15 protein-coding genes are annotated in these 13685 nt (G+C 69.8%); 7 read left to right on the forward strand and 8 right to left on the reverse strand.

What is annotated here, in order from left to right:
* Positions 1–13: 13 nt before the first annotated feature.
* From AB0J74_RS30260 to AB0J74_RS30280, 5 genes are all read right to left on the reverse strand, one after another.
* The gene (locus AB0J74_RS30260) at positions 14–886 is read right to left on the reverse strand and encodes an alpha/beta hydrolase (protein WP_363453958.1); all 873 of its coding nucleotides are present in this window, start codon (positions 884–886) and stop codon (positions 14–16) included.
* A gap of 2 nt (positions 887–888) precedes the next feature.
* Entirely contained in the window at positions 889–4512 is a 3624-nt protein-coding gene (gene metH / locus AB0J74_RS30265) for a methionine synthase (RefSeq protein ID WP_363453960.1), read from the reverse strand.
* A 123-nt stretch (positions 4513–4635) separates the two neighbouring features.
* Positions 4636–5457: an ABC transporter permease gene (locus AB0J74_RS30270; protein WP_363453962.1), complete on the reverse strand. Its 822-nt coding sequence runs from the start codon at positions 5455–5457 to the stop codon at positions 4636–4638.
* On the reverse strand, positions 5417–6223 hold the full coding sequence (locus AB0J74_RS30275) for an ATP-binding cassette domain-containing protein (RefSeq protein WP_363453964.1): 807 nt from the start codon (positions 6221–6223) through the stop codon (positions 5417–5419). Before AB0J74_RS30275 ends, AB0J74_RS30270 begins: the two co-directional genes overlap by 41 nt.
* Entirely contained in the window at positions 6220–6699 is a 480-nt protein-coding gene (locus AB0J74_RS30280) for a MarR family transcriptional regulator (RefSeq protein WP_363453966.1), read from the reverse strand. Before AB0J74_RS30280 ends, AB0J74_RS30275 begins: the two co-directional genes overlap by 4 nt.
* A 119-nt stretch (positions 6700–6818) precedes the next feature.
* Here AB0J74_RS30280 and AB0J74_RS30285 point away from each other — a divergent pair, with 119 nt between their 5' ends.
* The 4 genes from AB0J74_RS30285 (at position 6819) to AB0J74_RS30300 (ending at position 8603) form a co-directional block, all read left to right on the forward strand.
* On the forward strand, positions 6819–7175 hold the full coding sequence (locus tag AB0J74_RS30285; protein ID WP_363453968.1) for an STAS domain-containing protein: 357 nt from the start codon (positions 6819–6821) through the stop codon (positions 7173–7175).
* A gap of 75 nt (positions 7176–7250) precedes the next feature.
* Positions 7251–7547 (forward strand): lipopolysaccharide assembly protein LapA domain-containing protein, encoded by a 297-nt coding sequence (locus AB0J74_RS30290; protein ID WP_363453970.1) that lies wholly within the window; start codon positions 7251–7253, stop codon positions 7545–7547.
* 9 nt (positions 7548–7556) lie between these two features.
* Positions 7557–7994, forward strand: a complete 438-nt coding sequence (locus tag AB0J74_RS30295) for an organic hydroperoxide resistance protein (protein ID WP_363453972.1) — start codon at positions 7557–7559, stop codon at positions 7992–7994.
* 114 nt (positions 7995–8108) lie between these two features.
* Positions 8109–8603, forward strand: a complete 495-nt coding sequence (locus tag AB0J74_RS30300) for a carbonic anhydrase (protein ID WP_363453974.1) — start codon at positions 8109–8111, stop codon at positions 8601–8603.
* Here the strand turns inward: AB0J74_RS30300 and AB0J74_RS30305 are convergent.
* From AB0J74_RS30305 to AB0J74_RS30315, 3 genes are read right to left on the reverse strand one after another with little or no spacing between them, the layout of a single operon-like run.
* The gene (locus tag AB0J74_RS30305; protein WP_363453976.1) at positions 8600–9433 is read right to left on the reverse strand and encodes an LLM class flavin-dependent oxidoreductase; all 834 of its coding nucleotides are present in this window, start codon (positions 9431–9433) and stop codon (positions 8600–8602) included. The genes AB0J74_RS30300 and AB0J74_RS30305 overlap by 4 nt on opposite strands.
* A 17-nt stretch (positions 9434–9450) precedes the next feature.
* Positions 9451–9942, reverse strand: coding sequence for a GNAT family N-acetyltransferase (locus AB0J74_RS30310; protein ID WP_363453978.1), 492 nt, complete (start codon positions 9940–9942; stop codon positions 9451–9453).
* Between the two features lie 44 nt (positions 9943–9986).
* Positions 9987–10238 (reverse strand): hypothetical protein, encoded by a 252-nt coding sequence (locus tag AB0J74_RS30315; protein WP_363453980.1) that lies wholly within the window; start codon positions 10236–10238, stop codon positions 9987–9989.
* A 312-nt stretch (positions 10239–10550) separates the two neighbouring features.
* Here AB0J74_RS30315 and AB0J74_RS30320 point away from each other — a divergent pair, with 312 nt between their 5' ends.
* Genes AB0J74_RS30320 through AB0J74_RS30330 form a run of 3 tightly spaced genes read left to right on the forward strand, consistent with a single transcriptional unit; the run spans position 10551 to position 13608 of the window.
* Positions 10551–11630, forward strand: a complete 1080-nt coding sequence (locus AB0J74_RS30320) for a helix-turn-helix transcriptional regulator (protein ID WP_363453982.1) — start codon at positions 10551–10553, stop codon at positions 11628–11630.
* A complete protein-coding gene (locus AB0J74_RS30325) occupies positions 11627–12781 on the forward strand; it encodes a hypothetical protein (protein ID WP_363453984.1) in 1155 nt (384 codons plus the stop codon). Before AB0J74_RS30320 ends, AB0J74_RS30325 begins: the two co-directional genes overlap by 4 nt.
* Positions 12782–12816: 35 nt before the next feature.
* Entirely contained in the window at positions 12817–13608 is a 792-nt protein-coding gene (locus tag AB0J74_RS30330; protein ID WP_363453986.1) for a PIG-L deacetylase family protein, read from the forward strand.
* Positions 13609–13685: the final 77 nt, after the last annotated feature.

Consider the following 13685-nt stretch of genomic DNA (forward strand, 5'->3'; position numbering starts at 1 on the left):
TGGCGAGCGATGATCACGTTACGCCGTCTACGCCTGTCACTGCGATGATGGCCGGCACGACGATCGGCCAGACCTGCGGTGGCGGGTATTCGTGGCCGACGCCGGGCAGCGGCACGAACCGGGCGCCGGGGATCTCGCGGGCCAGCGCCTCGCCGTGCCCGAGCGGGAAGAACGGGTCTTCGGTGCCGTGCAGCACCAGCGTCGGCGCGGTGATGTCACCGAGCCCGCCCCGCACGCCGGGGCCGCCCTCGAGGATCCAGTGGTTGGTCTGGCTGGCCGCGAAGTCGATCGTCCGGTCGTAGACCCGAGTGGCCAACGCGCGGGCGCGCGCGTCGTCGAGGGTCACCGAGCCGCCGAACGTCGCCAGGTCGCGCACGACCCGGTCGATCGCGGCCGAGCGGTCGGTCCAGTCGGGTGCCGGCTCGGGATCGCCGAACAGTGCCCGGATCCGCGCTTCCGGCGGCGGCAGCGGGTCGGCGCCGTCGGGCCGAGCCGGTGCCGGGCTCGTCTCGATCAGCGTCAGCGACGCGACCCGGCCGGGGTGCTCGATGCCGATCTGCTGCGCGATGCCGCCACCCATCGAGACGCCGACCAGGTGGGCGCGCGCGATGCCGAGCGCGTCGAGCAGGCCCAGCGCGTCGGTCACCAGCGTCGTCCCGGTGTAGCCGGGCTCGCCGGCCGGATAGTTCGTCGACCGGCCGGTGTCGCGGTTGTCGTAGCGGACCACGTGCCGGCCGGCGTCGGCCAGCGCGCGGCAGAACTCGGTGTCCCAGAAGTCCATCGCGCTGGCCGCGCCGCCGAGCAGCAGGATCGCCGGGTCAGCCGGGTCACCGAACGTCTCGACGCAGAGCGTGGCGTCGTCGACCTTCACCATCCGCTCCGGCACGGTCAGCGCTCCTTCGGCTCGTAGCCCAGGTTGGGGCGCAGGATGCGTTCGGCATCGGCGACCGGGATGCCCGCCCGCTGCGCGTATTCGCGGACCTGGTCTTCGCCGATCCGGCCGACCGCGAAGTAGCGGGCGTCGGGGTGTGCGAAGAACAGCGCGCTCACGCTCGCCGCCGGGGTCATCGCGAAGTTCTCGGTCAGCTTCATGCCGATCGACTCGGCCTGGAGCAGGTCGAAGAGCGGGCCCTTCTGGCTGTGGTCGGGGCTGGCGGGATAGCCGAACGCCGGCCGGATGCCGCGGAACCGCTCGTGGTGCAGGTCGTCGAGGTCGGGGTCGGCGTCGGGCTCGTACCACTCGCGGCGGGCCTTGAGGTGCACCCACTCGGCGAACGCCTCGGCCAACCGGTCGGCCAGCGACTTGACCATGATGGCCTTGTAGTCGTCGCCCTGTGCCTCGTATTCGGCGGCCAGTTCCTCGGCGCCCTGGATCGAGACCGCGAACGCGCCCAGGTGGTCGCCCTCGGGCGCGACGTAGTCGGCCAGGCAGCGCGCCGGCCGCGAGTCCTGGCGCTGCTGCCGCAGCATCGGGAAGCGCGGGCCGTCGTCGAACACGATGTCGTCGCCCTCGCTGTGCGCCGGCCAGAAGCCGTAGACGCCGCGCGCCTGCAGCAGCTTCTCGGCCTCGATCCGGTCGAGCAGCGACTGGGCCTCGTCGAACAGCTCGCGGGCCACCGGTTCGTCGAGGATCGCCGGGTAGCTGCCCTTGAGCTCCCAGGCGATGAAGAAGAACCGCCAGTCGATCATCTCGCGCAGCGCGCGCAGGTCGGGCGTCACCTCGCGCAGCCCGGTGAACGCCGGCACCGGCAGCTCGTCGAAGGAGACCACCTCGCGGTGGGTCCGCGCCGTGCCGATCGGCACCAGCGGCCGCTTCTCCCGGTCGGCGTGCTGGTCGCGCAGGCGCTTCTGCTCGACCCGGTTGGCCGCGTCGAACGCTTCCACCCGCTCGGGGTCGAGCAACCCGGTCAGCACCGCGGCCACCCGCGACGCGTCCTGCACGTGCACGGTCGAACCGGTGTAGGCGGGCGCGATCCGCACGGCCGTGTGCTGGCGCGAGGTGGTCGCGCCGCCGACCAGCAGCGGCAGCTTGATGCCGCGCCGCTCCATCTCCTTGGCCACACTGACCATCTCGTCGAGGGACGGGGTGATCAGGCCGGACAGGCCGATCACGTCGGCGCCGACCGCCTCGGCGGTGTCGAGGATCGTCGTCGCCGGCACCATCACGCCGAGGTCGATGACGTCGTAGTTGTTGCAGCCGAGCACCACGCCGACGATGTTCTTGCCGATGTCGTGCACGTCGCCCTTGACGGTGGCCATCACGACCGTGCCCCGACCCTTGCCCGCGGACGACTCCTCCTCGGCGGCCGGGTCGACCAGGGCCAGCTTCTCGGCCTGCAGATAGGGCTCGAGGTAGGCGACCGCGCGCTTCATCGCCCGGGCGCTCTTCACCACCTGGGGCAGGAACATCTTGCCGGCACCGAACAGGTCGCCGACGACCTTCATGCCGCTCATCAGCGGACCCTCGATCACGTCGAGGGAGCGGGCCGCCTGGCGCCGGGCCTCTTCGGTGTCGACCTCGATGAAGTCGACGATGCCGTGCACCAGCGCGTGGGCCAGCCGGTCTTCGACCGGGGCCTCGCGCCAGGACAGGTCGATGACGCGCTTGGTGCCCGAGCCGGTGACCGTCGCGGCGAACGTGACCAGCCGGTCGGTGGCGTCGGGCCGGCGGTTGAAGATGACGTCTTCGACCAGCTCCAGCAGGTCGGCCGGGATGTCCTGGTAGACGGCGAGCTGGCCGGCGTTGACGATGCCCATGTCGAGGCCGGCGCGCACGGCGTGGAACAGGAACGCCGAGTGCATCGCCTCGCGGACGACGTCGTTGCCGCGGAACGAGAACGACAGGTTGGAGATGCCGCCGCTGGTGTGCGCGCCCGGGCAGCGCTCCTTGATCCGGGGCAGCGCCTCGATGAACGCCTTGGCGTAGTCGTTGTGCTCGTCGATGCCGGTGGCGACGGCCAGCACGTTGGGGTCGAAGACGATGTCTTCCGGCGGGAAGCCCACTTCCTGCGTCAGCAGGTCGTACGCCCGGCCGCAGATCTCGACCTTGCGGTCGGCCGTGTCGGCCTGGCCCTGCTCGTCGAAGGCCATCACGACGACACCGGCGCCGTAGTCGCGGATGCGGCGGGCGTGCCGGAGGAACTCCTCCTCGCCCTCCTTGAGGCTGATCGAGTTGACCACGCCCTTGCCCTGCACGCACTTGAGGCCGGCCTCGATCACCTCCCAGCGCGAGCTGTCGACCATGATCGGCAGACGGGCCACCTCGGGCTCGGTCGCGATCAGGTTGAGGAACGTGGTCATCGCCTTGGCGCCGTCGAGCAGGTCGGCATCCATGTTGACGTCGAGCAGGTTGGCGCCGCCGCGCACCTGGTCGAGCGCCACCGCGACGGCGCCCTGGTGGTCGTCGCCCTCGATCAGCCGGCGGAACTTGGCCGAGCCGGTGACGTTGGTGCGCTCGCCGATGATCACGAAGCCGGTGTCGGGCCCGATCTCGAACGGCTCCAGGCCACTGAACCGGGTGCGCTTCGCCGGGGCCGGCACGACCCGCCGCTCGACGCCCCGGACGGCCGCGGCGATCTGCTCGATGTGGGCCGGCGTCGTGCCGCAGCAGCCGCCCACGATGTTGACCAGCCCGGCGCTGGCGAACTCGGCCAGCTCCGAGGCGGTCACCTCGGGCGCCTCGTCGTAGCCGCCGAACGCGTTGGGCAGGCCGGCGTTGGGGTGGGTGCTCACGTAGGTGCCCGCCACCCGCGACAGCTCGGCGACGTAGGGGCGAAGTTGGTGTGCGCCGAGCGAGCAGTTGGCGCCGACCACCAACGGCTGCGCGTGTGCGATCGAGTTCCAGAACGCCTCGACCGTCTGGCCGGACAGCGTCCGCGAGCTCTGGTCGACGAACAACGAAATCCACAAGGGAACGTCCGGGGCCACCTCGCGGGCCGCGGTGATGGCCGCCTTGGCGTTGAGCGTGTCGAAGATCGTCTCGATCAGGAACAGGTCGACGCCGCCCTCGGCGAGCGCCGCGAGCTGCTCGACGTAGGCGGCCTTGACCTGGTCGAAGACCACGGCCCGGTAGGCCGGATCGTCGACCTTCGGCGACAGCGAGAGCGTCACGTTGAGCGGGCCGACCGAACCGGCGACGAACCGGCCGCCGGCCTCGTCGGCCGCCTGCCGGGCCAGCCGCGCGCCGGCCAGGTTCATCTCGCGGACGTGGCCCTCCAGGCCGTAGTCGGCCTGGCCGATGCTGGTCGCCGTGAACGTGTTGGTGGTGGTGATGTCGGCGCCCGCGGCGAGGTAACGCCGGTGCACGTCGAGGATCAGATCCGGCCGGGTCAGGTTGAGCACGTCGGGGTCGCCGGTGACGTCGTGCGTGTGCTCCGTGAACAGGTCGCCGCGGTAGTCGGCCGGCGTCAGGTTCTCTTCCTGCAGCATGGTGCCCCAGGCACCGTCGAGCACGACGATCCGGCTGTCGAGGGCTTCTCGAAGGGCTTGTTCCCGGCTCCGCACGTCGCTCATCGCCGTATCTCCTCCGGTCGCCTGACCGCCCCCCACGGGCAGTTTCCCGATCACGGGAGCGACCGTCGAGAATACCCGGACAGGGGTGCGTAAGGCCGCCGGCAGTCCCAGAGTGTGAGCCGGCTATCGCGCCAGACGCGCCAAAAGTCCGGATGCTGCCGCGATGCCCACGGCGGTCGCCACGATCAGCACGCCGAAGTCCAGCGGCAGCCGGGCAGGCGTGCCGATCAGCAGCCCACGCAGCGCTTCGACCTGGTAGCTCAACGGGTTGACGTGGTTGACCACCTGGAGCCAACCGGGCATCAGCGACACCGGATAGAGCGCGTTCGAGGCGAAGAACAGCGGCATCATGATGGCCTGGCCGATGCCCATCATCCGGTCCCGCGACAGCACCAGCCCGGCGATGGTCACCGACAGGCAGCAGAAGAACGCGGCGCCGAGCAGCACCACGACGATCACTCCGAGCAGCCGCAGCGGGTTGACGGTGAAGCGCACGCCGAGCAGTTCCGCTATCGCGTACACGACGACCGCCTGGGCCAGGCCGCGTACGCCGGCCGCGAACGCCTTCCCGGTGACCAGCGCGGCCCGTGGCGTCGGGGTGACCATCAGCTTGGCCAGCACGCCGGCGTCGCGCTCCCAGATGATCTGGATGCCGTAGAAGATCGACACGAACAGCGCGGACTGGGCCAGCACGCCGGGCGCGAGGAAGTCGAGGTACGGCACTCCGCCGGTCGGGATGGCGTGCAGCTTGGTGAACGTGACGCCGAAGATGACCAGCCAGAGCGCCGGCTGCACGGCCCGGGTGACCAGCTCGCTGCGGTCGTGCGAGAGCTTCTGCAGCTCGACGACGCACAGCGCGACCACCCGCGACAGGATCAGCCGCGGGCTCATCCGCCGGTCAAGGTCAACCGAGCCGGCCAGCGGTGCGGCGAGTGGCACGGACATCGCGCAGTCCCTTCTGTTCTTCTTCGAGCGAACCGCCGGAGTAAGCCCGGAAGACGTCTTCGAGCGTGGCTTCCGGGTCGTCGAGCTCGTCGATCAGCTCGCGCGGTGTGCCGAGCTTGCCGAGCCGGCCACGGTGCATCAGCCCGACCCGGTCGCAGGACTGCTCGGCCTCTTCCATGTAGTGCGTGGTCAGCAGCACGGTCATGCCCGTCTCGGCCCGGACGGCGGCGATCCGGTCCCAGACGCTGCCCCGGGCGATCGGGTCGAGGCCGATCGTCGGCTCGTCGAGGATCAGCAACTGCGGCGAGCTGACCAGCGCCTGGGCCAGCTCCAGCCGGCGGATCATGCCGCCCGAGTAGGTCTTGGCCAGCCGCCCGGCCGCGTCGGTCAGCCCCATCATCTCCAGCGACTCGCTGACCCTGGCCTTGCGCTGCCGGCGCGGCACGTCGAACAGGCGCGCGAACAGCGACACGTTCTCCAGTCCGGAGAGCGAGCCGTCGGCGGAGAGTTGCTGCGGGACGTAGCCGATCAGCCGGCGCACCGACATCCGCCGCTTCGCGACGTCGAGACCGAAGACCGAGATGACATCAGCGGGTACGGGCAGCAGCGCGGTGATCGCCCGGATGGTGGTGGTCTTCCCGGCGCCGTTGGGCCCGAGCAGGCCGAAGATCTCGCCCCGCTCGACCGTCAGGTCGACGCCGTCGACCGCCTTGGTCTCGCCGAACTTGTAGTGCAGGTCGCGCACGTCGACGGCCGCGTCGGTCATAGGTCCCTCCCGGTGTCGAGCACGTCCGTGCGTACCTGGTCGAGCAGGCGGCGCAGGGCCGGCAGCGCGGCGGCGATGGCGGCCCGGTCCTCGGGCGCGGCCCGGTCGAGCGCCTGGCCGATCAGCGCGGCCCGGGCCGCCCGCCAGGCGGCCATCCGCTCCTGTGCCTTAGTGGTCAGCGTGAGGCGGGCGGCGCGCCGGTCGGCCGGGTCGGGCTCGCGCCGCAACAGGCCCTGGTCGACCAGCGCGTTGACCAGGGTGCTGACCGAGTTGCCGGCGAGGTCGAGCGCCTGGGCGGCGCCGGCGATCCCGATGCCGGGCTGGTTGGCGACCACGAACAGCAGCTCCCGCTGCGCCTCGGGCAGCGGCGGCACGGCGACGGCTTCGGCCGTGCGACGCCGCGAGAGGCGGCGTAAGGCAGCCGTGATGGACATCAACTCGCCCACTACCTCCGCGCTGTGAGTGACGTCGGTCATCTCCACAAATTACCTCCGTGACAGAGGTATTTGATGGTGATCCGAGACACGCACTCCTTGTCCGTTGTATGACCTAGAGCGAAGTTACGGTTTGACGGAAGACGAGAATGGGGATTCTCGTGCGCATCTCAATCGCCGAGGCACCGGCTGGCGGGGCGACGGTCGTGAAGCTGGCCGGTGAGCTCGGCGTCGACACCGCGGCGGAGCTCGCGGCGGCGATCGAGGAACTCCTCGACCGCCCTACCCGCCGCATCGTCATCGACCTGGCCCTGCTCGGCTTCTGCGACTCGATGGGCCTGTCCACCTTCCTAGACGCCCACCGCCGGTGCGCGGCCGAGGGCGGCTATCTCGCGCTCGCCGCGCCGTCGCCGTTCATGAGCCGGCTACTCGGGGTCGTCGGCCTGCTCAAGCAGGTGCCGGCCTACGCGACGGTGGCGTCGGCGTGCGCAGGCGGCAATGAGGGTCGATTGTCCTAACCCTCATCCCCTGTATGCGGATTTTTCGGATACGGGCGACTACGGTAGAAGTAGTTATGGGATGAGGTGGGTCGCATGAGCCGGTCCGTTTCCACCAAGGGCACACTGCCCGACGAGAAGCGCCACACCAAGATCGGCATCTCGTGGATCATCCTGCTGGTCGGCGTGATCCTGCTCGCCTTCCTCCTGGTCTTCGTGCTGCAGAACCTCGACAGCGTGCGCATCCACTTCCTGACCGCCGACTTCACGATGCCGCTCGGTGTCGCCCTGTTGCTGGCCGCCATCGGTGGCGCGCTGATCTGTTCGGTCCCGTTCGCGGCCCGGATCTTCCAGCTCCGCCGGGCAACCCGCCGACCGCGCGGCACGCGCTAATTTGGCGGTATGGCGAAGATTCTTTACACCGCCGACGCGCACGTGGCCGGCGGTCGCGCGCACGGCCACGGTCGCACCTCCGACGGCGCCCTGGAGGTCGACCTCCGCCTGCCGGTGGAGATGGGCGGCGAGGGCGGCGGCACCAACCCCGAGCAGCTGTTCGCCGTCGGCTACGCCGCGTGCTTCGAGTCGGCGCTGGCCGGCGCGGCCCGCCGGTCGAAGATCGAGGCCGACGACGTCGAGATCGACGCCAAGGTCAGCCTGCTGCCCACCGGCACCGGCGGCTTCACGCTGGCCGTCGAACTCGACGTGGCGCTCCCCTCGATCAGCGACGAGACGCAGGCCATCGATCTGGTACGCACGGCGCACAGCATCTGCCCCTACTCGAACGCCACCCGCGGCAACATCGACGTGACCCTCACCGCCAACGGCAAGCCGGTCGATTAGACAACGAAACCCCAACCGGGGTGCCTGCCCGGTTGGGGCCTTTGGTCGTGACTTGTGCGGCAAAACTGCGGGAAGTTGTCGACCCTGCGCTCGAAGGGATGTTGTACTCCACCTGTGTCCGCGATCGACCACCTCCTGCATGCCAATGAGGCCTACTCCGCCCGGTTCGAAGGCGCCCGACCGCAACGGCCCAAGCTAAGGCTCGCGGTCGTCGCCTGCATGGACTCGCGGTTGGACCTGTTCGGCGCCCTCGGCCTGCAGATCGGCGACGCCCACCTGATCCGCAACGCGGGCGGGCTGCCGACCGAAGACGTGCTCCGCTCGCTAGCGGTCAGCCAGCACTCCCTGGGCACCCGCGAGGTCGTGGTGATCCACCACACCGAGTGCGGGATGGAAGGCTTCGACGACGACGCGTTCCGCCGGCGGCTGACGGCCGACACCGGCGTCGCGCCGGAGTGGAGCGTGCCGGGCTTCAGCGACATCCGGCTGACGGTCCGCAAGTCGATCTCCGTGGTGCGCGGTTGCCCGTGGTTGCCGCACCGCGACGACGTGCGCGGCTTCGTCTTCGACGTCGCCACCGGCCGCCTGGAAGAGGTCGAGACCGACTAGCGGAGCTTCGGCAGCGCCTCGGTGGCGATCTTCTCCACCATCGCGGGGTTGTCGGTCCAGACCGGGTCGTCCGGCCGCGGGTGGTGGAAGACCAGGTCGGTGAAGCCGAGTTCCCGATAGCGGCCGACCAGGTCGATGAACGCGTCGACGCTGGCGAGCGGCCGGTCCTCGCCGTTGTCGGCGAGCAGGATCCGGTCGATCGTCCGTCCCGACTCGTCCAGCCGGTCGGCGTTCACCCGGATCCGCTCCGGGTCGCCTTCGGTGATCCACGCGTCGGCGTACCGGATGACGGTCTTCATGGTCTGCTTCCCGCCGGCGGCGACCGCCAGCGGCAGCCGGGGCCGCTGGACGCAGCCGGGCAGCATGCGCGCGTCGTCGACGGTGTAGAACTCGCCCGAATGCGAGGCCGACGGCTCGCGCAGCAGCGTGTCGACGGCGCCGACGAACTCGTCGAGGCGGCGCGCCCGCTCGCCGGGCGAGAGCACCGACCCGCCCAGCACGGTCGCGTCGAAGCCGATGCCGCCCGCGCCGATGCCGAGGGTCAGCCGCCCGTCGCTGACGTGGTCGAGGGTCATCGCCTCCTTGGCCAGCGTCACCGGGTGGCGGAAGTTGGGCGACGACACCATCGTGCCGAGCCGGATCCGCGACGTCCTGGCCGCGATGCCGGTCAGCCACGGGATGGCGGCGTGCCACGGCCGGTCGCGATAGCGCCGCCAGGACAGGTGGTCGTAGGTCCAGAGATGGTCATAGCCCATCTCCTCGATCCGCCGCGCCAACGCCACGCTCTCCGGCCAGGGATCGGTAGGGAGCAGCAAAACCCCGATTCGCACCCGCCGACCCTACCCACTCAGGCCGGATCGAGATCCTTGACAAAGATCCGGCACAGATCGGGCGCCATTTGTACGGTGCCATCCGGTTCATGCTCTTCCTTGACGGTCTCCACGATCCCGTGCGGCCACTCGCGATAGCCGAGGCGCTCGTACCAGCCGATCACCCGGTCGTTGTCGAGGTCGATGCCGGCGCCGAGCCGGCCGGCCATCCGCACCTCGTCGAGTTCTTCCGCCTCCCGCAGCAGCGCCCGGCCGTGCCCGTTGTTGCGGCGGCCGTCGACGACGTGCAGGCGATGCACGAAGGGAACCGCGGGCAGGTGCTTGCGGACGATGTCTTCGTCGGCGGGTTCCCAGGTCACATAGACCGCGCCGGTCGGGTCCTCGCCCTCCCAGGAGGCGAGCACGACCCCTTGGCGTTTCAGCCGGTGCCGGTAGAAGGCCGTCCGCTCGATGCCGAGGACACGCTCCAGATAGAGCATGTCCTCAGCGGACGCGGGCCGGATCTGCACATGGCAATGGTGCCGGGGAAAGGTGAAGTCGTGTCAGATCCGCGTTATGCGCGAATCACCACGACGGCCATTACGACCACGGCGGCGACCAGCAAAGTGGCCGTGCCGAGGGCGGCAATGGCGATGCGGAGCAGTTGCACGGCGTTGACGAAAGCCTCGCCGACCTGCCCGAAGAGCTTGACCGCCGCGAACATCACGAGCCCGATGACGACGGCGAAGAAGGGGATGGTGCCTAGGCCCGGATCCGGCCCTAACGAGTCCTTGGCCAGATTGGACAGAGCGGTTACCGTGGACATGAGCGGACTCCTCGCTTCAGACCGCAGGAGCTTGCCGTTGCAGACACCCTCGGTTGCCGCCGAGGGTGTCTTCGTTTCTTTGTCGCGCTGTCACAGCCAAAGTGATCCTGCTACGCTTCTCCCGCGTTTACCTCCTCTCGTTAAGATTCAGTAACGTGTTGGATCTTCAGCTTAAACTTCAGCATAGAGCTGAATCAAGGTGTTATCGTGCTGCGGACAGCACCGATCGGCGTGAATGCGGCATTCATTTGGCTCCATCTGCGCTGCCGGCCAACTTCAGCGATTAGCTGAAGTTGTCTGAAGGAGACGGCAATGGCTGACGACGACGCGGCGACAGCGCTGGCGCTGCGCCTGCGCGACCTTCGCCTCCACCAGTGGCCCGAGCCGGTCAAGCAGCCACAACTCGCTCGGGCACTCGGGGTCAGCGTCCCGTTGATCTCATCGTGGGAGAGCCGGGTCGGCCCCAAGCCGCCGCCCGCCGAGCGGCTCTCCGCCTACGCCCGGTTCTTCGCCACCCCGCGCTCCATTTCCGACGGCCGGGCCGGGCTGCGCAACGACCTGACCCCCGACGAGGAACTCCACCGGCAGCAACTGGAGGAAGAGCTGCTGAGCCTGCGGGCGGCCGCCGTCAACCGCGGCGGTACACCGGTGATCCCCGACAAGTGGAACAACCGGCCGCCCGATGCCGGGCCTTGGTATTTCCCCGATGGCGCGCCGGTGACGATCGTCTGCGGCGAGCTCCCGGCGGAGCGGCGCGCCGACCCGGCCTACACCGACCCGGAGAGCCCGGACTACGTCGCGCTCTACAGCTACACCGACCTGGACTCGATGGTCGAGTTGCACGGACACGTTCGGGCGGCGAACCCGAAGAGCGACGTCTGGTTCATGCCCGCTTCGTTGGTCACCAGTGACCACCTCACTACCCACCTGGTCCTGCTGGGAGGCGTCGACTTCAACGAGCTGATCGCCGATGTCCTCGACTCGCTGGGGGTGCCGGTCCGCCAGCAGACCCGGCTGACCGACGAAGCAGACGACGAGGGCGCGTTCGAGGTGCGGGAAGGCCGGGCCGAGTCGCACCGGCCGTCCCTGCGCAAAGAGGGCGGGCGCCGGATCCTGGTCGAAGACGTCGCGCATTTCTGTCGCGGCCAGAACCCATACAACGCTTTGAGGACCGTCACCGTGTGCAACGGCATGTTCGGTCGGGGAGTCTACGGCGCGGTGCGCGCGCTCACCGACACACGCTTCCGCGATCGCAACGCGGACCACGTTCGGCAGCGCTTCCCCCAGGGCCAGACCTACAGCATCCTGGCCCGGGTCAGGGTGGTGAACGGTGAGGTGGTCACACCGGACTGGACGATCCCCGACAACATCCTGCACGAGTGGTCCGCGTGAGCATCCAACTGGCAGCCCAGCCGGTGCCCGCACCGGCCCGGCCGGCGCCGCGGCATCACCCGTCGCACGCCAAGTTGCTGACCCGGGTCGAGCACCACCCCGCGACGCACAAGCTCGACGCGATCATCGTGCCCACCGCGCGGCAGATCCCCTACCTGCGCTTCGCACTGGCCCTCGGCCGAGAGCTGCAATGTCCCGTTGTCGCGCTGTGCAGCATCCGGGCCAGCGCCGACGCGGCGCACCGGGTGGCCCGGCAGATGGGCGTGCATCTGATCGCGACCGACGTGCCCAATCGGGTCAACCTGCCCGCGTTCGCCACCTCGGCGCTGCTCGCCGACTCCCGGTTCAGCCGCAAGGGCGACCTCAGCCTGAAACGCAACATCGGGCTCGCCCTGTCGAAGATGCTCGACTGGGACCGGATCGCCTTCCTCGACGACGACATCCGGTCGGTGCGGCCCGACGACATGCGGGCCGCCGCGGGCCTACTCGACGGGTTCAACATGGTCGGGCTCGGCAACGACGGGTTCCCCGACAACTCGGTGGTCTGCCACGCGCTGCGCGCGGTCGGCGCTCCGCAGGAGACATTCGTCGGCGGTGGCGCGATGGTCGTGCCGGTCGGGCGCACCAAGACGTTCTTCCCCGACATCTACAACGAAGACTGGTTCTTCCTCCTCGACGAAGACGGCCTGAGCCGCACGGCGGTGACCGGGCGGATGGTGCAGGAGCCCTACGAGCCGTTCCGCACGACCGAGCGGGCGCGGGCCGAGGAACTCGGCGACTGCCTGGCCGAGGGGATCTACGCCCTGCTCGACGACGGCGGCTCGGTTGCCGACGCTGACCTCGCCTTCTGGCGGGCATTCCTGGATGACCGGCGCGACATGGTCGACCGGATCATCGCGGCGATTCCGGGGCGGCCCGGCCTCACCGAGGAGGAGAAGCGGCGGATCACCGAGTCGATGCGCGCCTCACACGGCCGCCGCCTGTTCATCACGGCCGAGCTGTGCGTCGCCTATCTCGCGGCGCTCGCCACCGACCGCGGCATCTGGCGGGGTTTCCTCGAGACCCTTCCCAAAGGGCTGCGCCCGCGAGCGGCGCTGGCCCACCTGGGCCTGACGTCGACACACATCCGCGTCGAACCGTCGCGCGGGTGACTTCCGCGCGCGCGGATCGGGTCTAAGGTTTGGCCGTGACTGACGTTCTGCTGCCGGCGCTGCCGGAAGACTGGGAGCGGGCCATGGCTGTGGTCGCGCACCCCGACGACATCGAATACGGCACCGCGTCCGCCATCGCCCGGTGGACCTCCCAGGGCAAGACGGTGACCTACCTGCTGGCCACCCGCGGCGAGGCGGGCATCGACTCGATGCGCCCGGAAGACGCCGCCCCGCTGCGCGAGCAGGAGGAGCGGGCCGGCGCGGCCGAGGTGGGCGTCAAGGTCGTCGAGTTCCTCGACCACCGCGACGGCGTCGTCGAATACGGCAACGCGCTGCGCCGCGACATCACCCGGTCGATCCGCCGGCACAAGCCCGAGGTGATCCTGTCCGGCGCTTTCTCGATCCGGATGATCGGCGGCATGACCAACCAGGCCGACCACCGGGCCGTCGGCCTGGCCGCCCTCGACGCGGCCCGGGACGCCGGCAACCGCTGGATCTTCCCGGAGCTCGAAGACGAGGGCCTGGAGCCGTGGAACGGCGTGCGCTACGTCTGCTTCGCCGGCGCCGAGAAGCCCAGCCACGGTGTCGACATCACCGGTGAGCCGCTGCAGCGCGGCATCGCCTCGCTGGCCGCACACGACGAATACACCAAGGGCCTGGGCGGCGCGGGCCCCGAGCCCGGCCCGTTCCTGACCTGGATGGCGGGCATGGCCGGCCCGGCACTCGGCGTGCAGCACGCGGTCCTCTTCGACGTGCACGCGCTGCGCTTCGAAGGCCCGCCGCCGTGGGCCCAGGGCAACCAGCCACCGGTCGTCACCGATATCTGACCGCTAGGCACCTAGCGCGACACCCTCGTCGGCGTGTAGAAACGGATCGATCCGTGAGAGCGCTCTCTCACTCCCGT

Origin of the sequence: Asanoa sp. NPDC049573, assembly GCF_040676615.1 — a bacterium.
GTDB lineage: Bacteria > Actinomycetota > Actinomycetes > Mycobacteriales > Micromonosporaceae > Asanoa.

Excerpts from the sequence above, each read along its gene's own strand:
- AB0J74_RS30270 (WP_363453962.1), bottom strand. The coding sequence starts at position 5,457 with ATGTCCGTGCCACTCGCCGCACCGCTGGCCGGCTCGGTTGACCTTGAC.
- AB0J74_RS30290 (WP_363453970.1), top strand. The coding sequence starts at position 7,251 with ATGAGCCGGTCCGTTTCCACCAAGGGCACACTGCCCGACGAGAAGCGC.
- AB0J74_RS30280 (WP_363453966.1), bottom strand. The coding sequence starts at position 6,699 with ATGACCGACGTCACTCACAGCGCGGAGGTAGTGGGCGAGTTGATGTCC.
- AB0J74_RS30295 (WP_363453972.1), top strand. The coding sequence starts at position 7,557 with ATGGCGAAGATTCTTTACACCGCCGACGCGCACGTGGCCGGCGGTCGC.
- AB0J74_RS30315 (WP_363453980.1), bottom strand. The coding sequence starts at position 10,238 with ATGTCCACGGTAACCGCTCTGTCCAATCTGGCCAAGGACTCGTTAGGG.
- metH (WP_363453960.1), bottom strand. The coding sequence starts at position 4,512 with ATGAGCGACGTGCGGAGCCGGGAACAAGCCCTTCGAGAAGCCCTCGAC.
- AB0J74_RS30320 (WP_363453982.1), top strand. The coding sequence starts at position 10,551 with ATGGCTGACGACGACGCGGCGACAGCGCTGGCGCTGCGCCTGCGCGAC.
- AB0J74_RS30275 (WP_363453964.1), bottom strand. The coding sequence starts at position 6,223 with ATGACCGACGCGGCCGTCGACGTGCGCGACCTGCACTACAAGTTCGGC.